Annotated in this window: 23 protein-coding genes; 13 read left to right on the top strand and 10 right to left on the bottom strand. The window is 67.4% G+C overall.

The annotated features are described in order from the left end of the window. Positions 1–1,084 (top strand): class I tRNA ligase family protein (locus RMO01_RS08110; protein ID WP_309628538.1); only part of this gene is annotated, 1,084 nt, incomplete at its 5' end. A 397-nt stretch (positions 1,085–1,481) separates the two neighbouring features. Here the strand turns inward: RMO01_RS08110 and RMO01_RS08105 are convergent. After that, complete coding sequence (locus RMO01_RS08105; RefSeq protein WP_309628537.1) at positions 1,482–2,408, bottom strand: hypothetical protein; 927 nt, start codon at positions 2,406–2,408, stop codon at positions 1,482–1,484. A 99-nt stretch (positions 2,409–2,507) separates the two neighbouring features. Here RMO01_RS08105 and RMO01_RS08100 point away from each other — a divergent pair, with 99 nt between their 5' ends. Further along, positions 2,508–2,966 carry a RidA family protein gene (locus RMO01_RS08100; RefSeq protein WP_309628536.1) on the top strand — a complete coding sequence of 153 codons (459 nt, stop codon included), beginning with the start codon at positions 2,508–2,510 and terminating at the stop codon, positions 2,964–2,966. Continuing rightward, positions 2,963–4,120 carry a GNAT family N-acetyltransferase gene (locus tag RMO01_RS08095; protein WP_309628535.1) on the top strand — a complete coding sequence of 386 codons (1,158 nt, stop codon included), beginning with the start codon at positions 2,963–2,965 and terminating at the stop codon, positions 4,118–4,120. The genes RMO01_RS08100 and RMO01_RS08095 overlap by 4 nt, the downstream gene beginning before the upstream one ends. A gap of 170 nt (positions 4,121–4,290) precedes the next feature. Here RMO01_RS08095 and RMO01_RS08090 read toward each other — a convergent pair whose 3' ends face one another. Then, positions 4,291–4,641 carry a hypothetical protein gene (locus RMO01_RS08090; protein ID WP_309628534.1) on the bottom strand — a complete coding sequence of 117 codons (351 nt, stop codon included), beginning with the start codon at positions 4,639–4,641 and terminating at the stop codon, positions 4,291–4,293. Between the two features lie 118 nt (positions 4,642–4,759). Between RMO01_RS08090 and mutL the strand changes: the two genes are divergently transcribed. Beyond that, positions 4,760–6,601, top strand: a complete 1,842-nt coding sequence (gene mutL, locus RMO01_RS08085) for a DNA mismatch repair endonuclease MutL (protein ID WP_309628533.1) — start codon at positions 4,760–4,762, stop codon at positions 6,599–6,601. Positions 6,602–6,619: 18 nt separating this feature from the next. Here mutL and RMO01_RS08080 read toward each other — a convergent pair whose 3' ends face one another. Next, a complete protein-coding gene (locus RMO01_RS08080) occupies positions 6,620–7,210 on the bottom strand; it encodes a helix-turn-helix domain-containing protein (protein ID WP_309628532.1) in 591 nt (196 codons plus the stop codon). Between the two features lie 97 nt (positions 7,211–7,307). Here RMO01_RS08080 and RMO01_RS08075 point away from each other — a divergent pair, with 97 nt between their 5' ends. From RMO01_RS08075 to RMO01_RS08065, 3 genes are read left to right on the top strand one after another with little or no spacing between them, the layout of a single operon-like run. Next, on the top strand, positions 7,308–8,138 hold the full coding sequence (locus tag RMO01_RS08075; RefSeq protein ID WP_309628531.1) for a sterol desaturase family protein: 831 nt from the start codon (positions 7,308–7,310) through the stop codon (positions 8,136–8,138). After that, positions 8,135–8,977 carry an ABC transporter six-transmembrane domain-containing protein gene (locus RMO01_RS08070; protein WP_309628530.1) on the top strand — a complete coding sequence of 281 codons (843 nt, stop codon included), beginning with the start codon at positions 8,135–8,137 and terminating at the stop codon, positions 8,975–8,977. Before RMO01_RS08075 ends, RMO01_RS08070 begins: the two co-directional genes overlap by 4 nt. 57 nt (positions 8,978–9,034) lie before the next feature. Continuing rightward, positions 9,035–9,502 (top strand): low molecular weight protein-tyrosine-phosphatase, encoded by a 468-nt coding sequence (locus RMO01_RS08065; protein ID WP_309628540.1) that lies wholly within the window; start codon positions 9,035–9,037, stop codon positions 9,500–9,502. Here the strand turns inward: RMO01_RS08065 and RMO01_RS08060 are convergent. Next, the gene (locus tag RMO01_RS08060) at positions 9,475–10,272 is read right to left on the bottom strand and encodes a MerR family transcriptional regulator (protein ID WP_309628529.1); all 798 of its coding nucleotides are present in this window, start codon (positions 10,270–10,272) and stop codon (positions 9,475–9,477) included. The two genes, RMO01_RS08065 and RMO01_RS08060, sit on opposite strands and share 28 nt — an antisense overlap. A 110-nt stretch (positions 10,273–10,382) precedes the next feature. Here RMO01_RS08060 and RMO01_RS08055 point away from each other — a divergent pair, with 110 nt between their 5' ends. Further along, positions 10,383–10,970 carry a hypothetical protein gene (locus RMO01_RS08055; RefSeq protein ID WP_309628528.1) on the top strand — a complete coding sequence of 196 codons (588 nt, stop codon included), beginning with the start codon at positions 10,383–10,385 and terminating at the stop codon, positions 10,968–10,970. Here RMO01_RS08055 and RMO01_RS08050 read toward each other — a convergent pair. Both RMO01_RS08050 and rsmD read right to left on the bottom strand, forming a co-directional pair. Beyond that, on the bottom strand, positions 10,948–11,562 hold the full coding sequence (locus RMO01_RS08050; RefSeq protein ID WP_309628527.1) for a heme-binding protein: 615 nt from the start codon (positions 11,560–11,562) through the stop codon (positions 10,948–10,950). The two genes, RMO01_RS08055 and RMO01_RS08050, sit on opposite strands and share 23 nt — an antisense overlap. A gap of 157 nt (positions 11,563–11,719) precedes the next feature. Further along, positions 11,720–12,283, bottom strand: coding sequence for a 16S rRNA (guanine(966)-N(2))-methyltransferase RsmD (rsmD, locus tag RMO01_RS08045; RefSeq protein ID WP_309628526.1), 564 nt, complete (start codon positions 12,281–12,283; stop codon positions 11,720–11,722). Positions 12,284–12,328: 45 nt separating this feature from the next. Here rsmD and RMO01_RS08040 point away from each other — a divergent pair, with 45 nt between their 5' ends. Beyond that, positions 12,329–13,273 carry a CPBP family intramembrane glutamic endopeptidase gene (locus RMO01_RS08040; protein WP_309628525.1) on the top strand — a complete coding sequence of 315 codons (945 nt, stop codon included), beginning with the start codon at positions 12,329–12,331 and terminating at the stop codon, positions 13,271–13,273. Here RMO01_RS08040 and RMO01_RS08035 read toward each other — a convergent pair. Then, on the bottom strand, positions 13,250–14,803 hold the full coding sequence (locus RMO01_RS08035; RefSeq protein WP_309628524.1) for a pseudouridine synthase: 1,554 nt from the start codon (positions 14,801–14,803) through the stop codon (positions 13,250–13,252). The genes RMO01_RS08040 and RMO01_RS08035 overlap by 24 nt on opposite strands. 12 nt (positions 14,804–14,815) lie before the next feature. Between RMO01_RS08035 and tadA the strand changes: the two genes are divergently transcribed. The 3 genes from tadA (at position 14,816) to RMO01_RS08020 (ending at position 16,986) form a co-directional block, all read left to right on the top strand. Further along, on the top strand, positions 14,816–15,274 hold the full coding sequence (gene tadA, locus RMO01_RS08030; protein ID WP_309628523.1) for a tRNA adenosine(34) deaminase TadA: 459 nt from the start codon (positions 14,816–14,818) through the stop codon (positions 15,272–15,274). A gap of 22 nt (positions 15,275–15,296) precedes the next feature. Then, on the top strand, positions 15,297–15,701 hold the full coding sequence (locus tag RMO01_RS08025) for an MliC family protein (protein WP_309628522.1): 405 nt from the start codon (positions 15,297–15,299) through the stop codon (positions 15,699–15,701). A gap of 106 nt (positions 15,702–15,807) precedes the next feature. Then, positions 15,808–16,986: a cell wall hydrolase gene (locus tag RMO01_RS08020; RefSeq protein WP_309628521.1), complete on the top strand. Its 1,179-nt coding sequence runs from the start codon at positions 15,808–15,810 to the stop codon at positions 16,984–16,986. A gap of 26 nt (positions 16,987–17,012) precedes the next feature. Here RMO01_RS08020 and RMO01_RS08015 read toward each other — a convergent pair whose 3' ends face one another. Both RMO01_RS08015 and RMO01_RS08010 read right to left on the bottom strand, forming a co-directional pair. Continuing rightward, complete coding sequence (locus tag RMO01_RS08015; RefSeq protein WP_309628520.1) at positions 17,013–17,747, bottom strand: transglutaminase-like cysteine peptidase; 735 nt, start codon at positions 17,745–17,747, stop codon at positions 17,013–17,015. A 491-nt stretch (positions 17,748–18,238) separates the two neighbouring features. Next, complete coding sequence (locus RMO01_RS08010; RefSeq protein WP_309628519.1) at positions 18,239–18,385, bottom strand: hypothetical protein; 147 nt, start codon at positions 18,383–18,385, stop codon at positions 18,239–18,241. Between the two features lie 320 nt (positions 18,386–18,705). On the opposite strand from RMO01_RS08010, the gene RMO01_RS08005 reads away from it, so the two are divergent. Then, positions 18,706–19,290 carry a sugar transferase gene (locus tag RMO01_RS08005; protein ID WP_309628518.1) on the top strand — a complete coding sequence of 195 codons (585 nt, stop codon included), beginning with the start codon at positions 18,706–18,708 and terminating at the stop codon, positions 19,288–19,290. A 117-nt stretch (positions 19,291–19,407) separates the two neighbouring features. On the opposite strand, the gene RMO01_RS08000 is transcribed toward RMO01_RS08005, so the two are convergent. Beyond that, on the bottom strand, positions 19,408–22,641 hold the full coding sequence (locus tag RMO01_RS08000; RefSeq protein ID WP_309628517.1) for a TonB-dependent receptor domain-containing protein: 3,234 nt from the start codon (positions 22,639–22,641) through the stop codon (positions 19,408–19,410). Positions 22,642–22,655: the final 14 nt, after the last annotated feature.

Below are 22,655 nucleotides of genomic sequence, written 5' to 3'. Positions count from 1 at the left end.
CTGGTTCCAGTCCAACCTGCTCGAAGGCTCCGGCACCCGCGGCCGCGCCCCCTATGACGCCGTCCTGACCCACGGCTTCACCCAGGACGAGAACGGGGAGAAGATGTCCAAGTCGCGGGGCAACACGACCGACCCCGCCGTCGTCATCAAGGAATCGGGCGCCGACATCCTGCGCCTCTGGGTCGCCCTGGTGGACTACGCCGAGGACCAGCGGATCGGAAAGCAGATCCTCCAGACCACAGTCGACGCCTACCGCAAGCTCCGGAACACCGTCCGCTACCTGCTGGGCGCCCTGGCCGATTTCGACGAGGCCGAGCGCGTCGACTACGCCGAAATGCCGCCGCTGGAACGGTTCGTCCTGCACCGCCTGTGGGAACTCGACCTCCAGGTGCGCGGTGCCTACGAGACCTACCGCTTCCAGGACGTCGTCCGCCCGGTGCTGGAGTTCTGCGCCGGCGACCTCTCGGCCCTCTATTTCGACATCCGCAAGGACAGCCTCTACTGCGACCGCCCCGACGCGATCCGCCGTCGCGCGGCCCGCACGGTGATGCATGAGGTGTTCATCCGCCTGACCGCCTGGCTGGCCCCGCTGACGCCCTTCACCATGGAAGAGGCCTGGACGACGCTCTATCCGGACGCCGGGACCAACTGCGCGCGGGTGATCCCGCAGACGCCCGACGAGTGGCGTAATCCGGATGAGCAGGAGCGGTGGCTGAACATCCAATTGGTCCTGAACGTCGCAAACGACTCTCTTGAGGAAGCGCGGCGCGAAAAGCGGATCGGCGGCGCGTTGGACGCTTGGCCGAAGGTCTCGATGCGTCAGAAGCTGGCTGATCTCTTCGAAGGCCGGGCGTTGGATGGATCCGCGATTCCGCCCGTGGACTTGGCTGAGGTGCTCAGGACATCAGGAGCCGACCTGGTCCTCGATGAGACCCAACTGGCAGTCGAGGTACACTTGGCCGACTATCCGAAGTGCGCCCGCTCCTGGCGCCGCGTCCCCGACGTCGGCTCCGACCCGGAGTACCCCGATCTCTCCGCCCGCGACGCCGACGCGGTTCGGTGGTGGGATAGCAAGCACGCCTGACGGCGCCCCTCTCCCGGCGGGAGAGGGTGTTCCTTACTTTCGTCATTCCGGGCGCAGCGTAGCGAAGACCCGGAACAGGGCGGCGCCGAAGCGAAGCGCAGGCGATGGTTCAGCAAATACACTCGCGACAGGTTCGCGCTCTCGCGCGCCGCATCGTTCCGGGTCTGCTACGCTACGCGCCTTCGCCCGGAATGACGAAAGAAGAGCCCTTACCCATCATCAGACGCCCGAATTCGCTGAACGAATTCAACGCCCGGCGCTAACGAGAGGCCTTTTACCCATCACGGTCTGAAACGGCCATACACTGTCGCGCTCCAGAGAAAGGGAGGCGCAGCAAATCAACCCGTCCGGACGCTTCGAACGCTTCGAACGGTGTTTTGGAGTCCGGATCGAACCCTCAGGCCGCCTCGGCCATCGCCATCGCGGCCTTGCGCTGTTCCGCCCACGGAATCAGCGTCGATTTCGGCCAGGCCACCAGCCACGAGCTCGGCGTGTATTCGCCGCTCTCGATCATCGCCTTCCGCGTCGGCGACGACGCACTGGCCCGCTCCGAATGGATCGGCGCCGGGCCCTGATGGATGATGAAGGCCCCGCCCTTCAGCGGGTTCAGCCTGAGATAGGCCAGGCGCGGACTGATGGTCTCCAGCGGCGGGTCGTAGAACCAGCTCGAACCGATCATCCCGGCCAGTTCCGGCCGCGTCTTGCAGATCGCCGCCGCCGTCGCCCAGGCCCGGTCCCAGCCGGCCTCGTTGAAATCGGCCAGCTGGCGGCTTTCGGTATGGACCTCGAGCCAGGGCTTCTTCCAGCCCTGGGCTCGCGCATAGGAGACCAGCTGCGACCAGCCGTGGCCCTCGCGCCCGTTCCGCACCACCTGACCGGGCCCCATGGGCGACGACAGGTCGATGGTCTGGGTCAGGGCGCCCGGCACGCTCAGAACCAGGGCCATGCGCACGTCCTTGGCCCAGTGATCCGCGTCATAGGCGGCATCCGTATCGGCAGCCCCCGTCAGGAACTCGGCCATCCTGTCCATCCAGTAGGGATAGAGTTCCATGACCTCGCCCGGCAGGGCCGCCTGTTTCGCCCGCCCCGGCAGCTCCAGCGCCCAGGTCGCGACCAGGGCGCGGCGCATGGCGTCGGTGGCGTCCTCGCCCATCGCCTTGTGGGCGGCATGGGCCGGCAGGTCGAAGTTCCAGTGCGAGGCCGAGGCCGCCGCCGGATCCACGGCCTCGACCGAGGCGATGTGGACCCGCGTCCGCTCTTCGGCGGTCAGTCGGGCCCGGATGGCCTTGAAGGCCTCGATCTGTGTCTTCGAGAGCGTTTCCATGCGCCGATCATGGCACACGCCGGTTGGCGAAGACTTAAAGGGTGGCGGGGTGTCGCGGCCCCGCGCTAAACCGCCGCAAACGCCTATATGGAGCCTACGATGAGCATCGCCGCCCGCCTCGCCGAACTCGGCATCGCCCTGCCCCAGCCCGCTGCGGCCGTGGCCAACTACGTGCCGTTCGTGCGCACCGGCAACCTCGTCCACATCTCGGGCCAGCTGTCGAACGACGCTTCGGGCGGCCTCAAGGGCACGGTCGGCGAGGACGTCTCTCCGGAACAGGCGAACGCCGGCGCCCGCCTGTGCGGCATCAACCTGCTGGCCCAGCTGAACGCCGCGCTCGACGGCGACCTCGACCGGGTCGTCCGCGTCGTCAAGCTCGGCGGCTTCGTCCAGGCCGGCCCCGGCTTCACCGCCATCCCCGCCGTCATCAACGGCTGCTCTGACCTGATGGTCGAGGTGTTCGGCGACGCCGGCCGCCACGCCCGTTCGGCCGTCGGCGTCTATCAGCTGCCCCTCGGCTTCGCCGTCGAGGTGGACGCCATCGTCGAGGTGCGGTGAGTCCACAGCCCGAGTTCACCCTCCAGGTCCATGACAGCCTCGCGGCCATCGGTCGCGAGGCGTGGGACGCCTGCGCCGCCCCGACCGGAGATCCCTTCGTCTCGTTCGACTTCCTGAACGCCTGCGAGGCCTCGGGCAGCGCCGTCGCAACGGAAGGCTGGGGCCCTCGCCACCTGACCCTGATGGGGCCGGACGACACGGTCCTCGGCTGCATGCCCCTCTATCTCAAGGGCCACAGCCAGGGCGAATACGTCTTCGACCACAGCTGGGCCGACGCCTACGAGCGTGCCGGCGGCCGCTACTATCCCAAGCTGCTCGGCGCCGTCCCCTTCACCCCCGCCACCGGCCCGCGTTTCCTGCATGCTCCGGGTACGGATGAAGACGCCGTCCGCGCCGCCCTGATCCAGGGCGCCCTGACCCTGACCGAGCGCCTCGGCGTCTCCTCCCTGCACGTCAACTTCCCGACCGGGCCGGAATGGACCGCCATGGGCGAGGCCGGGATGCTGCGCCGCCAGGACATGCAGTTCATCTGGCGGAATGACGGCTACCAGACCTTCGACGACTTCCTGTCGGCTCTGTCGTCCAACCGCCGCAAGACCATCCGCCGCGAACGTCGCGAGGCCCAGGCCGATCTCGACATCCGCGTCCTGACCGGGAACGACATCACGGACGCCCACTGGGACGCCTTCTTCGACTTCTACCAGGACACCGGCGCCCGAAAATGGGGCCGGCCCTACCTGACCCGCGACTATTTCAGTCTTGTCGGCCAGACGATGGCTGACCGCATCGCCCTGGTCATGGCCTTCCGCGACGGCGCGCCGATCGCCGGGGCCCTGAATTTCATCGGTCGCGACGCCCTCTATGGCCGCCAGTGGGGCGCACTGGACGACGTGCCCTTCCTGCATTTCGAGCTCTGCTACTATCAGGCCATCGAATTCGCGATCGCGCACGGCCTGTCCCGCGTCGAGGCGGGCGCGCAAGGCGAGCACAAGATTGCGCGCGGCTACCTGCCCTCCCCCGTCTACTCCGCCCACTATATCGTCGACCCCGCGTTGCGCACCCCGGTGGCGCGGTATCTGGAGCAGGAACGGGTGGGCGTGGAGGCGGAGATCGCGGCGATGACCAAAGAGCACTCGCCCTACCGCACCGCCTGATCGCCAGGCGCCGCCGCGGCGGGTCATACTCCGGAACCCCGACCTTCAGCCTTCCTGTTGAACGCCGCAACCGCGACCAGCCGCCCGGTCAGTCGGGCGCTGGTTTCACAGGCGGCCTAGCAATTGAAAACGGCCGGGACCTTCGCCCCGGCCGTCCCCGAAAGTCAGTTTCAGCCGCCGTCGTTGAGGTCCAGCGACTCGCCGTTGATGGCGCAGAAGTCGACGCCCATCACGATCAGGTCGGGGGTCTCGTCGTCGAACACGACCTTGATGTCGTATTCGCAGTCTTCCAGGCCGTCATCGATGGTGACCTGGACGCTGTCGCCGCTGCCGACGACCTGGTCGCCGAGAATGTCTTCTTCCCAGTCGTTGGTCGACGGGACGGAGATGAACAGCTGGACGACGACTTCGCTGGTGCCGTTATTCAGGGTGAAGTCCAGCGGGCCAGTCTGGGCCGAGGCGCTGGAGGCGACGCAGGCGAAAGCGAGCGCGGCGGCCGCCGACAGAAGCTTGATGGTCATGGTGGTCTCCCCAGGCCCGACGCGGACCCTGGCGCATATGGCTACACCGGTTTTCGCCACGAGCAAGCCACGCAATCTGACGACCGCGCAGGCTTTAGGCGCTAGGATCGCGAATCCCATGCCTATCCGCCGCCTCCCGCCCGAGACCGTCAACCGCATCGCCGCCGGCGAGGTGGTCGAACGCCCGTCCAGCGCCATCAAGGAACTGGTCGAGAATGCCCTCGACGCCGGCGCGACGCGGATCGAGATCCAGGCGGACGGCGGCGGCCTGTCGCGCATCCTGATCGCCGACGACGGCCACGGCATGGCTCCGGATCAGCTGGCGCTCGCCGTCGAACGCCATGCGACGTCGAAGCTTGAGCCCGACGACGCCGGCGACGTCGACCTTCTGCGAATCTCCACCCTCGGCTTCCGGGGCGAGGCCCTGCCGTCGATCGGCTCGGTCGCGCGCCTGACGATCACCAGCCGCGCGCCCGGCGGCGACGCCCACCAGATCACCGTCGAAGGCGGCGACCAGCGCGCGGTCGCCCCCGCCGGCTTCCCGGGCCCCCACGGCGCCCGCGTCGAGGTCCGCGACCTGTTCTACGCCACCCCGGCCCGGCTGAAGTTCATGAAGTCGGAGCGCTCCGAGGCCATGGCCATTTCGGAGGAGATCAAGCGTCAGGCCATGGCGCATGAGGGCGTCGCCTTCACCCTCGACCTCGATGGCAAGACGACGCTCCGCCTGCCGGCCGAACACCCCGGCGACGAGGGCCGGCTGAAACGTCTCGCCGCCCTGCTGGGTCGCGATTTCGAAGCCAACGCTCTGCTGATCGATCAATCGAGGGAAGGCATCCGCCTGTCGGGCTACGCCGGTCTGCCGACCTATTCGCGCGGCAACGGCGGGCACCAGTATCTGTTCGTCAACGGCCGCCCGGTGCGCGACCGCCTGCTGCAAGGGGCCCTGCGCGGCGCCTACGCCGACTTCCTCGCCCGCGACCGGCATCCGGCGGCGGTGCTATTCCTCGAGATCGATCCCCTGTTCGTCGACGTCAACGTCCACCCCGCCAAGGCCGAGGTCCGGTTCCGCGATCCGGCCCTGGTGCGCGGCCTGATCGTCGGGGCTCTGCGTCACGCCCTGCACGCCGCCGGACACCGCGCCTCCACCACCGTGGCCGACAATGTGCTGGCCGGGTTCACCGCGCACACGGGCCCGGCCTACAGTCCTTCGTCTCCAACCGCGCGAGGCTTCAGCGGCTGGACCGGTTGGGACCGCCCCGCTGCGGCCAATCAGGATATCCCCGGCCTGTCGGAGATGTCGGTCCGCGTCGAAAGTCCTCCGCCCGGCTTCTCGGCCTGGCCCGATCAGTCCAGCCCCGCCAGTGTCCCGGACCCGATCGACCAGCCGCTGGGCGCCGCCCGGGCCCAGGTCCACGGCACCTATATCGTCGCCCAGACGCGCGACGGCATCGTCGTCGTCGACCAGCACGCCGCCCATGAAAGGCTCGTCTACGAGCGGATGAAGACCCAGATGGCCGAGGGCTCCGTCGTCCGTCAGGCCCTGCTGACGCCTGAGGTCGTCGAACTGGACCCCGCCGAGGCCGACCGCGTCATCGCCCGCGCCGATGAACTGGCCCAGTTGGGTCTGATCGTCGAACCGTTCGGCGGTGGAGCGGTGCTGGTGCGCGAGACCCCGGCCCTACTGGGCGACACCGACGTCCAGGGCCTGATCCGCGACATCGCCGACGACCTGGCCGAACACGGGGCGGCCCTGGCCCTGTCCGAACGTCTGGGCGAGGTCTGCGGCACCATGGCCTGCCACGGCTCCGTCCGCGCCGGCCGCGTCCTGTCCGCCCCCGAGATGAACGCCCTGCTCCGCCAGATGGAGGCCACCCCGCATTCGGGACAGTGCAACCACGGCCGCCCGACCTATGTCGAGCTCAAGCTCAACGACCTCGAGAAGCTGTTCGGACGGCGATGAGGGGGCGGGCCAGCGAGACTAGGGCTGCAGCGACCTGATCGACGGAGAGAAAGGGCCTATCAATGCGGTGATGGACTGGCCGGGTTCGAAGCGGAGCCGCAGGGCGAGGGCGTCGGCAAGGGTCAGATACAGTAACGCAAACGAAGGCAGATCGGCATCGGCGCTGAGCCGTCCTGCTGCCTGATGCGATGACAGGGCGGCGACAAGTGCCGTGTGCAGCGCCCGCTCGTCTTCTTGAAGGACCGCGGCGACGCGGGGGTTGCGACAGGCTTCGGCGGCGACCTCGGTGACGAGGTCGATATAGCCCGGCTCACCCGCGACATTGACCATGTCCGCCAGAAGGTTTTCGAGGCCTGCAACGGGATCCGTGATGTCCGCCAGAGCCGCGATCTCGGCCAGCAGGGGCGCGCGATCGATAGTCGCCGCTGCCGCAATGAGCGCCGCCTTATCCTCGAAATAGCGATACAGCAGCCCCATGCTCACGCCCGCCTCGCGCGACACGTCCTGCATACTGGCTCCGTGAAACCCCTTGGCCAGAAACACGCGTGCGGCCGCGATGGCGATTTCACCCGATCGACGTCGGTGAAGGTCGGGGTCAGCAGTGCGCAAGACGGCTCTCCATTCGATAAGCGAACGCTCACTTTCTGTTGACGCGTGTTTTCGCTCGAGTCAAAATGTGAGCGTTCACTCATCAAAAGGTGCAGGTGTGACTGTCATTACCTTTTTCGAAGCCCTGGCCGCAGCGCTGTCTGCGGCCATCCTGATCATGCTGCCGATCGAGCTCTGGTCTCGCCGGCGGTCTCTCAACATTGCGGCCCTTAAAGAAATGGCCGCCAGCGCCGGCGTCCTGCTGCCCGCCCTGGCCACCAGCGGTCTGGTGCTCGCCTTCGTCTCCGCGCTCATGACCACGGCCGATGCCCTGACGCCCTGGCGCATTCCCACGACATGGTGGAGCGCCCTGCTATGCCTGCTGCTGGTCGACTTCCTGTTCTATTGGGATCACCGCATCGCCCACCGGGTCCGCTCGATCTGGGCGGTGTCCCACTCGGTGCATCACTCGTCGCATCAGTTCGACCAGACGACCGGGCTGAGGGTGTCATTCGCGGACGGATTCATCTCGCCGTGGTTCTACCTGCCGGCCGTGCTGACCGGCTTTGACCCCCTGTTGGTGGCGGCCTCTTTCGGGGTGATGGTGGGCTATCAGCAGTGGCTTCACACCGAGACGATCGGACGGCTGGGCTGGTTTGACCGGGTATTCAACTCGCCGGCCAATCACCGCGTCCATCACGGCTCGCAGGATCATTATCTCGACAAAAACTACGGCGGCATTCTGATCGTCTGGGACCGGCTATTCGGCACCTGGGAACCGGAGGGCGAACAGCCGGTCTATGGCCTGACGACGCCCATCGGCTCCTCCCACCTGTGGACGGTCCATACCGCTGAGATCGGGACCCTGTGGCGGGATCTGAAGGCCGCCGGCTCGTGGCGGGACCGCCTGCGCCTGCTGCTCGCCCCGCCCGGAACGGTGGCGCCATGACGGCGTCCTCGCTGACCCTTTTCGGGCCCGAGCGGCTGCGGGTCCTGCTCGCCTATGGTCTGCTGCTGATCGAGGAGATCTCGCTTCTCGCCCTGCCGGCCCTCATCGGCCTGACGATCGATCGGCTGCTGGCCTCGGACCGGAGCGGCCTGTTCCTGCTGGCCGGAGGGGTCGCGGCCATCCTGCTGTCCGGGGCCCTGCGCCGCTTCTATGACACCCGGGTGTTCGCCACAGCCGAACAGCGGCTGTCGCAGGCGGTGATGTCGGCGCCCGACCTGCCGGGTGTGAAGGTCGCCCGGCTGCGTCAGGTCCATGAGGTCGTCCAGACATATGAACGCAGCGTGCCCGAGGGTCTTGCCGCCATCATGGCGGGCGTCGGCTCACTGCTCGTTTCCGCCTTGTACGACTGGAGGGTGGGCTTTGGGGCGCTTGTCGCGACTGTAGCCCTCATCGGCATGGACAGGCGTTATGCCTGCAAAGTCGAGCGGCTGAACACCGCCTTGAACGACCGGACCGAGCGTGATCTTGATGTGCTGAACCAGTCCGGGCCGGGGAGCCTGCGCGCTCATCTGACGGAGCGGCGCGCATTGCGGGTGGCGCGCTCGGATGCAGAAATCGGGGTCTATCTGCTGAACTGGATTGTGCTTCTGGCGCTGATCGTCGGCACGCTGGCGCTGATTGCAACGCCCGGCGTCACACCGGGCGCCGTCTTCGCCCAGCTCTCCTACATCCTTGCCTTTGCCGAGAGCTGGAACCGCTGGCCCCTGCTGACCGAGAGGCTGTCACATGCGCGGGACGTGACGCGTCGTCTGCAGAGCTGTTTGCAGGCGGACGGTTGAGGCCACTGCCGCAGACCGACTTTTGCCGAAGGCCTGGCGATGCCCTATCTCCCCCCAATGCCCTCCGTCCTCTTCGTCTGCCTCGGCAACATCTGTCGCTCTCCGCTGGCCGAGGCCGCCCTGCGCGCAGAGGCCACACGGCTGGGCCTCGATGTGGTCGTCGAATCAGCCGGAACCGGCGACTGGCACATCGGCGATCCGCCCGACCCCCGCGCCCGCGCGGTCGCCGCCCGCCAGGGCATCGACATCTCGGGATATCAGGGCCGGCAGGTGAAGCCGGCGGATTTCCGCCTCTTCACCCACATCGTCGCCCTCGATCACGACAACCTCGCCAACCTTCGCCGGCTTGCTCCCGCCGACGCGGTCGCCCGGCTCAGCCTTTTGCTGGACCATGTGCCGGGTCGGGAGGGCCAGCCGGTGACCGATCCTTATTTCGGCGACGACGACGGCTTCGACGTCACCTGGGCCGAAGTCACGGCTGCGGCGGCGGGGCTGGCTCAGGTGCTGAGAACCCGCGCTCCATAGGCCGCCATCGCCTCGGCCATCCATTCCGCCAGACCCGGGAGGGCGGCGTCGTACATGGCCTTGAACTCCGCGTTCTCGACATTGAGCCGCCCCAGCGCTGCGTAGCCCTCAGCCGTCGGTGGAACGCCGGTAGTCACCGTCACCCACGCGTGGTGTCGCTGAAGCAAAGGCTCCAGCGCGGCGTCATCGGGAGCTATGCCGTCGGCCATCGCCTTGGCGAAAGCGTCTCTCAACGCGGTCGCCTCGGCCATCCACTGCGATTTCTGCTCGGGCGACATCGCCGCAATCGCCTCAAGGCCCTGCGCCATGCGTTCCCGCCCCGCGCTCTCGCCGTGTTCGTCGATCAGCCAGTCCTCGTAGTCGGCCTCAAGCTTGGGGCTGAAGCCGTCGAAGAGATGCTTGTCCATGATGGTCGCTCGTCCTTCCAGTTCGGCGATCGTGCGGTCGATCGTCCGGGCCAGACGGCGATAGCGGTCCGCTTCCTGTTCCAGTCGCGACCGCTGCTCACGCAGGGCCGACAGCCGGTCGGGGTCCCCGGCGTCCAGCAGGGCCGGGATGTCGCTGAGCGCGACCCCGAACTCCCGATGGATCAGGATCTGCTGCAACCGCAGCAGTTCCGTTCGCCCATAGTAGCGGTATCCGTTCTCGCCGACCGTCGCGGGCTTCAGCAATCCAGTGGCGTCATAGTGGTGCAGCGTCCGGACCGAGGTCCCGGACAGCCGCGCCAGCTGGCTGACGGTGTAGGTTCTGAAAGCCGCGTTGTTCCGCATGGACAGACCTATGAGGCCTCACGCGGCGTGAGGGTCAAGCCCTCAGTTCGACTCGTCCCCCCCCCTGCTGCGTCCGATTCTGACGTGGATATATGGCAGGCTGCCTCCCCATGACCGACCTCTATCGCATCCGTCCCGCCGACGTCTGGGTCCAGGCCCGCGACGACTATCTGTCCGGCCTCAGCGCCGAGACGGTCTGTCGCCGGCATGACCTGGGCCTGTCCGCCTTCCGCCGCCGCGCCCGCAAGTTCGGCTGGCGGCGCAGCGATCAGGTCGAACCCGACCTCTGCGCGACCGACCTGTCGCTCTATGACGACATCCAGCTGGAGGAACAGATTCAGACGGCCCGGCTGCGGTTCGTCCAGGCGCTGGAGATCGGCAAGGCGATCGAGGCCAGCCGGTGGCGCCGTCTGTGGCTGGACCTGCGCGAGGCCGCCGATATCCTGCATACAGAGTTCTACGCGGGCATGAGCTCCGAGGAGATCGCCGACAGTCGGGGGGCTGATACATCTGACGAGACGGAGGACGAGGCGATGCTGCTGGGGCCGCCGGCGTCCTCGACCGCCTTGCTGTCGGCACCCCCGGCGCCAGCGCTCCAAGCCCCCGGAATGTACACCAATCTGCACCCGGAAAAATTACCGGCTCCCGATCCGGTCGGAACCGACCCCTCCGCGATCAGCGCGCGACCGGGGCCATGACCTCGTTGCGGCGCATGAACCACAGGGTCCAGGGCGGGTCATACTGGGCCAGGGTGGTCGGGCCGGTGCGGCGCAGCCCCCGCCGGGCCAGCTGTTCGTCCAGTTCCTGCTCGCGTCTTTCGACCTGACGGCCGTCGGCGATGCCCGAAAACCGGATCACCGCCATCCGCTGCGCCGGTTCCTCACGCAGGGTGATCCGGCCGTCATCGGGCACAGGCAGGGTCGCCATCGTATATTCCGAGGGCATGATGAACCGCACGGCCCAGTTGCCGCCCGTGGCCGTCTGGGTGACCGGGGCGGTCATGGCGATAGTCTCACTGGTCCGGTTCTGGGCCACCGGGGCCGTCATGGCGATCGACTGGCGCCGTGTATTGCCGCCGAAGATATAGCCGGCCAGGATTCTGAAGCCCTGACTGGAGGCCCGGTCCTGACTGCCCGACACCGTGACCTCGGCCACCACATTCGGCAGATAGTCGCGGATCTCGAAGTCCCCGTCCTTCATCACCAGGGTGAATTTGGGTTCCTCGGTGGCCATGGCGGGCGTTCCAACTGTGCAGAGCATCAGTAACAGGGTCAGGATCAGGCGTTTCATCGGCGACTCCATCAGGCCTTCGGGACCGACCCGCGTCCCGGAGGATGCAACAGGCCAGTGAAATCGCCGTTATGCGATCCTGACAGATACGCCAGCGCCCCGGACCGGATCGGGTTCCGCATCATTTTCCCGATATCGGCCGGACGAGGCTGGCCCTTCAGGCGACCTTGAGGAACAACACCCGGGCCGCCCCATAATCCCGCGCATCCAGCCGCTCATAGCCCGGCGTGTCGATCTCCGGTTCGTCGGAGCCGCGTTCGAACACGACGATGGCGCCGGGCTTCAGCCAGTCGCCCTCAGCCAGCCGTTGCAGCGCCTGTTCGCCCAGGCCCTTGCCGTAGGGCGGGTCGAGGAAGGCGACGTCAAACGCCTCTCCGTCCGAGCCGGGTCGCACGCCCAGTTCGACGGCGCTCCGCCGGTGGACCCGTGTCGCGCCCATCAGGCCATAGGCGTCGGCGTTCTCGCGGATCGAACCGCGCGCATCGTCGTCGATCTCCACGAAGACACAGAAAGTCGCGCCCCGGCTCATCGCCTCGAAACCGAGCGCCCCCGACCCGGCGAACAGGTCCATGACCCGCGCGCCCTGCAGCGGCTCCGCCCACGAAGCATGCTCCAGCACGTTGAACACGGCCTGACGCGCGCGGTCGGACGTCGGGCGGGTGCCCTGTCCCTCCGGCGCCACGATGGCCCGACCTTTCAGCTTTCCGGCGACGATCCTCATGGCCTGCCTCTGGACCGAAACGCCGACGCAATGCAACGGTCGGTCATGTCCCCGTATGAAGCGCTCGTCCGCGCCGTCCCCGTCGCGCGCCGGTCGCCCATGATCACCGGCTTCAAGCCGGACCGCCCCTGGCTCAAGCTGGGCGGCTTCATCGCCCTGGCCATGCTGTTGATGGTCGTCGTCACGATCATCCTCGACATCATCGTCCGCATCATTCCCGGGGCGACCGATCAGCTGAGCCTGTCCGGGCCCTTTCCGGAAACACCCCTGCGGTTGATCGACGAGAGCGTGAATACCCTTCTGCTGGCGGCGATTCTCGGCGGCATGGCCCTGGCCATTCTGGCGGCGGCGGCCCTGATCTATCGGCGGCGCCTTTCGGACTTCCTGTGGCCCGGCCGCAGATTCAACGCCTGGGACCTCGGCGTCGGCTTCCTCGCAATGGCCTGCGTCAGCGTGATCCTGTTTCCCTTCTATCTGCTTATGGGCGGAGAGTGGACGCCGCCGCTGCTCGGCCCGACCTATGCCGACTGGACGCGGCCGGTCTTCGTCGTGGCGAGCATCATCGGCCTGCTCGGCGCGGCGGCGGCGGAAGAGGTCATCTGTCGCGGCGTCCTGTTACGGCTCACCACACAGCTGATGCGCCATCCGGTCGTCGTGTGCCTGATCAACGGCCTGCTGTTCTCGGCCCTGCACCTGGACCCGGATCCGGTAGCCTATGTCGCGCGGGCCCTGTCCGGCGCGATCTGGACCTGGGCCGCGATCCGGCTGGGCGGGCTGGAGTTCGCCATCGGCGCCCATCTGGCCAACAACCTGATGATCTGCCTGTTCTGGCAGCCCCTCTCGGCGATGGAAGTGGGCGCCGACTCAGAGTGGATCCAGCTGGCGCCCGAGGTCTTCGTGGCCGTCGTCATGCTGGTCGTCGTGGAGCGACTGGCCGACGGCCCGCGCGACTGGCGACCCGCCCGGTCAGCCCCGCGAGGGACCGCGTGATCCGCCCGGCTTGCCGCCGGTAGGGCGAGACGCGCCGGGACCAGACCTCGGTCCGCTGGAACGCGGCGCGGCGCCATCACGCGGCTTGAAGTCGCGTTTCGGCCCAGCCTTGCCGGATTTGTCCCCGTCGCGAGCCCAGGTCGCCGACTTCGGCCCGATGATCTTGTCCTCGCGCGGCTTGAACACGCGGGCAGGCCGTTCGTCGGCGGCGCCTTCGCGAGGGGTCCAGGCCTTCTTGGTCGAGGGCCCGCGCGGATTGGGAGCGCCCGCCTTGGCCCAGCCGGCCTTCTTCGGCGGCCGGTTGGCGCGTTCGACGCCCTGGACGTGAGCGTCCTCGGCGGCGCGCACACGGCTGGGCTTGCGCGACGGGTCCGACATGGCCGAACCCGAGACGCCCGCCACCCTGGGCGTGCTGGTCCGGCGACCCGGCACGGGCGCGGGCGTGGCGACGGTGTTGCCCTCGGGCAGGTTGTCGGGGCGGATGTGCTCGCCCAGCAGCTCGCGGATCACGCGGGGGCCGATTTCCTCGACCGAGCCGGTCGCCAGGGTCCCCAGCTGGAACGGGCCATAGGCCAGGCGGATCAGGCGGTTGACGGTCAGGCCGACCGATTCCAGCACCTTGCGGACTTCGCGGTTCTTGCCCTCGGCGATCTGGACGCTGATCCACAGGTTGGCGGCCTGCGAGCCGTCCTCCTTGGTCGTCGCCTTGTCGATGGTGGCCTCGACCGGGCCGTAGCGGACGCCGTCGACGGTCACGCCGTCTTTCAGCTTGTCCAGATCGGCCTGGGTGACGCGACCCCGGGCCCGCGCCCGGTACTGACGCACCAGGGCCGTCTCGGGCAGTTCCAGCGCCCGGCTCAGCTCGCCGTCATTGGTCAGCAGCAGCAGACCTTCGGTGTTGATGTCCAGACGCCCGACCGAGATCACCCGCGGCAGGCCGCTGGGCAGGGCGTCGAACACCGTGGGGCGGCCCTGCGGGTCGTTGTGCGAGGTCAGCAGGCCGACCGGCTTGTTGTAGCGCCAGACCCGCGTGGCCTGGGCCGCCGCGATCGGCTTGCCGTCCACGGTGATGACGTCGTCGCGGGTCACCAGGGTGGCCGGCGTATCCAGGATACGGCCGTTGACCGCCACCTTGCCCAGACCGATCAGACGCTCGACCTCGCGGCGCGAGGCGATGCCCGCGCGCGCCATGGCCTTGGCGATCCGCTCGCTGCGTTTCGGTTCTGCGGGCGCGGCGTCCTTGCCCGGCTTGCCGCCCGCAGGCTTGCCGCCGGCCTTGGGGCCCTTGGAGTCGTCAGAATAGCGCTTGCCCTTGATCGGCTTCTCGGGCCGCGCGCCCTTGTCGGGCGCATAGGCGCGACCGCTTGAGCCCCGGCCGCCCTCGAGCGATTTGGTGACCGTCTGGAAGCTTGCGGCGGAGGCCGAGCCGGGTCGCGCGGACCCGCTCTTGGGCCGGTCGCCGGGCTTGTGCGCCCTCAGGTCTTGACTGGGGCGGGGCTTCTTGTCGTTGTCGTCGGTATGGCGGGCCATGATGAGCGGTTCATGCGCATGGCATTGGACCTGGCGCAAGCGGCGGCGGACGCCGGAGAGGTGCCCGTGGGCGCCGTCGTGGTCGATGAAGCGACGGGAACCGTCGTCTCGACGGGCGCCAACGGCCCTGTCGCGGCCCGTGATCCCACCGCCCACGCCGAGATCGTGGCGATGCGCGCGGCGGCGACGGCGACCGGGAATTATCGCCTGACCGGCCTCACCCTCTATGTGACGCTGGAGCCCTGCGCCATGTGCGCGGGAGCCATCAGCCACGCCCGAATCGGCCGCGTGGTCTGGGCCGCCGACGATCCCAAGGGCGGCGCGGTGATCCACGGTCCCCGGTTGTTCGAGCAACCGACCCTGCATTCGCGCCCGGCGACCGAGGGCGGCCTGCTGGCCGAGGAGGCGGCGGCGATGTTGCGCAGCTTCTTCCGGGAACGACGCTCATCCAGGCCCGTTAGCCAAGCCTGACCGTTACGCGCTAGAGGACCCGATGCGTCTCCTGTTCCCCGTCCTCGCGACCGCCGCCCTCCTCGCGGCCTGCGGCCAGCAACCGGCCAAGGCCCCCACTGATGGCGAAGCGGTGCGCCAGCGCGCCATCGACGCCCAGACCGCGCGCCGTCGCACCGGCGCAGAGGTCCAGGACCGGGCCCTGAACCGCGTCATCCGCACCGTCTATCTATGCGACAACGGCGAGCGGCTCTCGGTCGATTTCGACAATCCGCGCGCCATGGCGACGGTCCGCAACTCCAACGGCGAGGCCGTTGATCTGTATCAGGAACGCGCCGCCGACGGCATCTGGTACAAGTCCAGCGCCTATGAGTTGCGTGGCAAGGGCATCCTCGCGACGTGGACGGCTGACGGCCGTCAGCCGACAGAGTGCCGCGCGATCGACTAACGCCTGGCGATGACATTCGCCTTATCCGTGTATTGAGAACGCTTTGGCGACTGCATCGCCTATGCTACGTGTGCAGTGCACCATGGGCTTGGCGGGGGCGGCGCCGATGACGGTTTCAAGGCTGACCTCTGATCCGGAAGCGCCGAGAACCCTGACGGGTCGCGCTGTGGTCGTCGCCAGGCGGATCCGGGCCTGGGCCTCGACCGAAGCGGGCGGCTGGACCATCGTCGGCGTGCTTCTGGTGTGCGCGCTCGCGGCTGCCTGCGCCACCGTCGTCCTGCCGAAGATCAACGCGGCCAGGCCGCTCCTGACCGCCGACGCCTCACTGGATCCGACATCCGGATCCGCGCCGGCCCAGATCATCGCGGACTTCACCCTTGCCCCCGAAGCTGTGCAGGACATCAGCCAGGACGCCGCCCGCGCCTGGAACGCCGCCCTGCCCTTCTCGACCGATCCGGTCCGGCCGTCGGCCCCCTTCTTCGCTCCGGCGGTCGACGTCGAAAGCTACAGCCGGGCGCTAGATTGCCTGACGACCGCAATCTACTATGAGGCCGCATCGGAAAGCGCCGCCGGCCAGGCCGCCGTCGCCCAGGTCGTGCTCAACCGCGCGCGTCATCCGGCCTATCCGCGAACCGTCTGCGGCGTCGTCTTCCAAGGATCCGAACGGACCACGGGCTGCCAGTTCAGCTTCACCTGCGACGGAGCCATGGCCCGCCCGCCGTCGATCGCGGGCTGGCAGAGGGCGCGGGCCGTGGCTTCGGCCGCCCTGAACGGACATGTCGCGACGGCCGTCGGCACGGCCACCCACTATCACACCGACTGGGTCGCGCCCTACTGGGCGGCCCGGCTGTCAAAGGTCGTCAAGATCGGGACCCATATCTTCTACCGCTGGACCGGCGCATGGGGCCTGCCGGCCGCCTTCCGCGGTGTCTATGCGGGGGCCGAGCCGGTCGTGGCCAGGATGGCCGCATTGTCCACGATCTCGTTTGAACCCCCGGCGGAGGTTCTGGACGCGTTTGTCCCCCTGCCGCTTTCGGCGGAGACCGATCTAGCGTCCCCGACCCTGCGGCTGGCGTCACGGCTTTCGCTTCTGGAAGGCGACGACGCAGCGAACGTGACCGGTGTCGTGGAAGAGTCGGACCTTCCCGCCGCGACGCCCGAGGCGCCGGTCGGCCGGCCGGTGGTGCTTCAGCGCGATGCGCCGATCATGGCCGATCCGCTGGCCAGTCCAGGCGCGACGCCGCCCCGGCAACGCCAGCGCATCGCAGCGCCGTCAGGCTGGTAGCCTGGCCGGCGATCGCGCGTCGTGGGCTATGCAGACGCCCGGGTCGCCGCCTGAACCCAGACCAGTGGCTGGCCCGGAGCCTGCCGCTCGAGCCATTCGTAGGGCGCCTCGTTCCACAGCAAGACCCAGGGCGTCAGGTTGTCCAGAACCCGCTCGCCCTCCGGCGTGGCCACCAGAAGGACGGCGTGAAGCTCGCCGCCCCGCGTGCGGACGATCGCGATCGACATCGCGGCCGGATCCACGCCGACTTCGATCAGGGCGCGGCGCTTGGCCAGGACATAGTCCTCGCAGTCGCCCACGGCGCCGCGTCCCTGCGGGACGACCCAGATATCCGCGCGTCCATGGGCGTCGGCGTCGGAGGCCCGGCGGATCGCCCGGTTGACACGTCGGCTGACCGTCTCGAGGCGCTGAACGGTGACGTCAGCGAGCGGCGGGACCGGAGCCGTCGTCACGGGCGGTGGGGCGGCAGGCGGCGGGGCCTTGGCTCTCGCGACGCGGCGGTGTTTCCGACGCCCGTCCTTCAGGGCGCGGATATCCTGAGGCGTCGGCTTCAGGCGAGGGGAGCCGGCGGTCGAGCGCTCCGCGACGGCGACGGAGACGGGATCAAGGTCGCTGGCCGGCGCGGCGGGAACCGCGATCGCAGGGGCGGGAATGGCCGCTGGCGCGCTCGACACGCCCGCAGTCTGGAAGACGGCGCTCCAGCGCGCGCGTCCGGCCCAGGTGCGGACCTCGGAAAGCATGGCGTCGGTGGGACGGGTCACGGCGAGGCATTCGGACGGCGTGCGCTCGCACATCTCCATGAATCCCGCTGGAGCTGAGGACGCAGGCCCCAGAGGCATGGCGCCTGGTTGGCCGTCGGCGGCCCAGGCCGTTCCGAAGGCCAGCCCGAAGAGAACAACGGCCAATGGTGCGGCGCGGGCCAATATTTGACAAGTCATTCGAAGCCCCATCTGCTGGGGCTACTACTGCACGATGACTTATAAGGTTCGGATTATAGACTTGGTTCAGTCTGTATTTAAGATTATGGTTTTCGGTAGTTAACCTTACTGTCTGTCAACTTTATTTCGGCGCGGCGCATCATTGACATTTCGTCGGTCTCCGGTTTCGCACTGCGGCCCACTTTGACCCGATCCGTCGAAAGCGCGCGGGCAACTTGCAAGAGCGTGGACGATCACACCGGCAACCTTCGGATTTCGTCCGGAGCGGCGGAGTCAGCCCCGGAAAGCACTTTCCGCTGAACTCCAGACGGCGTTCAGACCAGCGCTGAAAGCGCCAGCGCTGCGGCACCCCAGACCAGAGCCGAGCCGCCGATCATCAAGCTGTAGCCGAAACGCGGCGACCAGCGCCGGGTGTCGCGACCTGGCGTCACACCGGTCCGGCTGAGGGAAGGATGGGTCACGCTCGAACTCCGACGATCAATGTCGCATCCTGTTTGCGTCAGGCCAGGTTGCGATGCCCGTAACGCATTGGGTTAAGAGTGATTCATCCCCACGGTTGTGTGCCCTGCATGACACAGACCATCGTTCCCTGAACGGCAGGCCGCCAAATCTATTGCGCTGCAACATCGGACCACGCTTAACTCCCCATTAAGTAAACCCTTGGGGAAAGGGCTATCTCGATATGTTTGACGGCGTTGTCTCGCACCGATCCCGCTCTGCCGTCGTCTACCGCGCTGACGGCGCCCACTGGCGGCCGCGGTTCGGTCGTTCGGTCCTCTGCATGTCGCTCAAACGGGCCTTCGATGTTGTTGCGGCGTCACTGCTGCTGCTGTTCCTGTTGCCGGCCTATGCCCTGATCTCCGCGGCGATCGCTCTGGACAGCCCGGGTCCGATCTTGTTCCGCCAGCAACGCACCGGCCGGCACGGGCGGATTTTCAACATCTACAAGTTTCGCTCGATGACGGTAGCCGAGCCCGGCGTTTCCGCCAGCCATGCGACGCGGGACGACGCCCGGGTGACCCGCGTCGGTAAATTCCTGCGCGAAACGAGCCTGGACGAGGTTCCTCAACTCCTGAACGTGCTCCGCGGCGAAATGGCTCTGGTCGGTCCGCGTCCGCATGCGGTGGAGCATGATCGGCACTACGCCGCCATCCTGCCCAACTACGACCGCCGCTTCGCCGTCCGCCCCGGCCTGACCGGCTTGGCCCAGATCCAGGGACTGCGCGGCGAGATCCACGATATCACCAGCATGGCCCGCCGGGTCGACGCCGATGTCCTGTACGCCAGTCACTGGAGCTTCCCGGGCGACCTGGCGATCATGATCCGCACCGTGCCCCTGCTGCTCGCACGGGTGAACGCCTACTAGCGTCCTGCACCGGGCACCCTCCCCCGCGCGTTCGAACCACGCGACGAACCCCTCCGCTGAAACAGAAACGGGGCGGCTCTTTCGAGCCGCCCCTCCCGCCTGTACGCCGGACTGGTTTCACCAGACCTTGTAGTTGACGTTGACGAAGAAGCGACGGCCGAACAGGTCGAAATTGTCGGCCGTGGTGTTGCCCAGCCATCGGGCCGGTTCCTGGTCAAAGGCGTTGATCACCCCGGCATTGACCGTCAGGTCGTCGAGGATCTGGTAGCGCACGGTGAAATCGTGCTGGCTGAACGCACCGGTCTCCAGATATTCGACCGAGTCATAGCGGTCCGGGTTGGCGACCAGGACATCGACATCCTCGATCTCCTGGCTGGACTGCCAGTCCCAGTCCCACGACACGGAAAGACGATCCGTCGGGGACCAGGCGACGGTCGACAGGAAGCGGACCACCGAGTCGTTGTACAGGAAGGAGGCGGTTGGATCCTGATAAAGGCCTTCCCGGTCGAGGTGCACCGCCGGATTGGCGATGTTGGTGAAATCCTGACGCTGGATATTGTAGGATCCACGCGTGTTCCAGTCGATCCGGCCCCAGTCGTGGCCGAAGACATCCTCCAGCTCGAAGTTGAACCGGGTCGCGAAGTCGACACCCTCGGCGGTCAGCTTGGCGTAGTTCAGCGAGCCCTGAACGAAGGTCGTCACCAGCCAGGTGTTCGGGTCGCGGGTCAGGGTGGCGCAGGCGGCGGCGTTGATGGTCGCGCCGCTCACGCACTGGGTGGCGTTCTGCTGAGCCGTGGTGGCGGCGATCGCGTCGTTGATCACGATGTCATAATAGTCGAGCACCAACGAGAAGTTCGGGAACATACGGGGCGTCCAGACCATCGAGACGGTGAAGGAGTCCGACGTCTCCGCCTGGAGGAAGGGATTGCCCCCCGCAAGACCGGCAATACCGCCCGTTCCATAGGCCGGAAGATAGGCGTCCGGGGCCGTGGTGGAGTTGAAGCTGAAGTTGAAGCCGGCCGCCCTCGACAGGGCCTGACAGTTGGCCCGCTGGTTCGCCTGGGTCGTGGGGTCGGCCACGGCGTTGATCACCGTGATGATGCAGGGGTCGACGAAGCCGTTGGCGAAGGTCTGGGTCTGAGGGGCGTAGAGTTCGCCGAGGTCCGGAACCCGGATCGAGGTGTTCTGGGTCGCCCGGAGCAGAAGATCATCGACAGGACGCCACGACCCCTGGATCGAATAGGTGTCCTGAAGCCCGATCGAACTGTAGTCCGACGTCCGGTACGAGCCCGAAATCTCCGCCGACCGTCCCAGCCAGCTGTCCTTCAGCAGCGGAAGGCGCAGTTCGACGAAGGCCTCGCGGGTCTCATACGACACGGCGGGGAACCCCGGCCCCGTGTTCAGGAACAGCAGCCGATTGACGGCGCCGTTGTCGTCACGGCCGTTGCCCGAGGTCGATTCCTTGCGGCTTTCGACACCGAGGGCGAATCCGATCTCGCCGGCCCCCCAGAAGTCCCACAGATTTCCCGACGCGAAGGCGAGGAAGTCCTGCTGCCGGTTCTGGTCGGTCTTGACGATTTCAGCGCCGATGTAGTCCCGTGCGGCGTCGGAAATCCCGCCGGGGCCGAAGATCCTCATAGGCACGCAGTTGTCGATGATCTCGTCCGTGTACTGGTAGGTCCCCAGGGCGGGCGCCGGCCGGGGACGACCCTGGGCCTTCAGCAGGCGAACGCGGCAAACGATCTCGCCGGGCCGGCCGTTGACGATCCCGGCCGTATCGACGACGGCGTCAGCGGCGGACTGAACCTCGAGATAGCCGTCGGCGACCTCGACGTTGCGGTTGTTCATCTCGCCGAAGGTGTAGCCGATTTCCCAGTTGACGTTCCGCACGAAGCCGAGATCTCCGGCCTCGCCGCGCAGTCCCAGCACATAGCGCTGCAGGTCGCGATTGTTGGTCTGGGTCCGGTCCGTGGGATACAGCTTATGCTGGGCGCGGGGATCGGCGACTGTGCCGGTGATGGCCCCCGCCGCATTGTAGACCGTGCGGACGTTGTTCTGGATCGCCAGACGGACGTCGGCCGGCAGATAGGCGTTGTCCAGACCGATGCCGAGGGCCCCTCCGGAGGTGATCGGGTTAATCCCGCCGACCGGGGTCTGGTAGATGTTGAAGTCATAGAAGGTGCGTTGACCCGAGTCGAAGGTCTCGTCCTCGGCGTACTTGGCCTCCCCGAACAGGGTGACGCGATCGGTCATGTCCCAGGTGAAGCCTGTCTGGGCGCGCCATTCCCGGGACTCAGGCAGCCGGCTGTTACCGCCCTGCTGCGTATTGAGCAGCTGGCCGTTGCCGCCGTTCGAGACATTGCCGTTCACCGCGCGGGTGGAGCCGAACTGCAGCGGCATGGTCTGACCGGCGTCGTTGTAGAGGAAGGCGTTGGTCAGGCGGTTCGGCGGAGCGATGAAGAAGCAGTTGCCGGACCAGTTCGCACCCGGGGCCGCCGTGGCGCAGGTCGAGAAGGCCAGATCCGGGTCGGCCGCCGGGGACGGCTGGGTGGAGGTCGCCAGGATGGTGATGCCACCACGATCGGTGCCGCGAATGAAGGTGTGGGCGTTGTTGATCAGGATGCGATCGGTCACGCCGTCGCTGGGGGCGCTGTTCGGATCGACATCGTTGGTGATCAGGGTCCAGCCTTCGCGGCGCCAGTCGACGTCCTTGTCCTGCACCTCGTCGTTGCGCTTGTATTCGCCGGTCAGATAGACGTTCAGGGTGTCGTTGAAGAAGTTCCGGCCCCACAGGACGCTGAGGCGTTCCGACGACTGGCCGTCCTGGTTGATCTGGGCCCAGGCGCTGTCGACTTCCAGGCCCTCATAGTCGTCCTTGAGGATGAAGTTGGCCACGCCCGAGACAGCGTCAGCGCCGTAGACCGAGGCGGCGCCGCCCGTGATGATCTCGACACTCTCGATCAGCAACCGGGGGATGGTGTCGATGTCTACGGCGAGGCTGTTGGGCTGCGAGCCGACGTGACGTCGACCGTCGACGAGGGTCAGGGTCCTCGCTGCACCGAGGTTGCGCAGGTTCAGCAGGGACAGGCCGCCATCATTCAGATTGGCCCCTGTGGTGTCTTCAGGCACCTGCGAGAATTGCAGGGCCGGAACATCGGCGAGGAAGTCGATGACATTGGCCTCGCCGGACCGGTCGATGTCCTCCCGCGTCACCTGGATCAAGGGTGTCGGGGCTGTGGTCGCACTACGGCGGATACGCGATCCGGTGACCACGATCTCTTCCACCTCGGTGGTTTCGTCGTCCTGCGCCGGCGCGGCGTCCTGGGCGAAGGCTGGCGACGTCATGGTCATCAAGGCGCCGGTGA

Origin of the sequence: Brevundimonas sp. (assembly GCF_031412435.1) — a bacterium.
Classification (GTDB): domain Bacteria; phylum Pseudomonadota; class Alphaproteobacteria; order Caulobacterales; family Caulobacteraceae; genus Brevundimonas.
The sequence above is the reverse complement of the archived record's forward strand: the minus strand, read 5'-3'. Positions and strand labels throughout refer to the sequence as shown.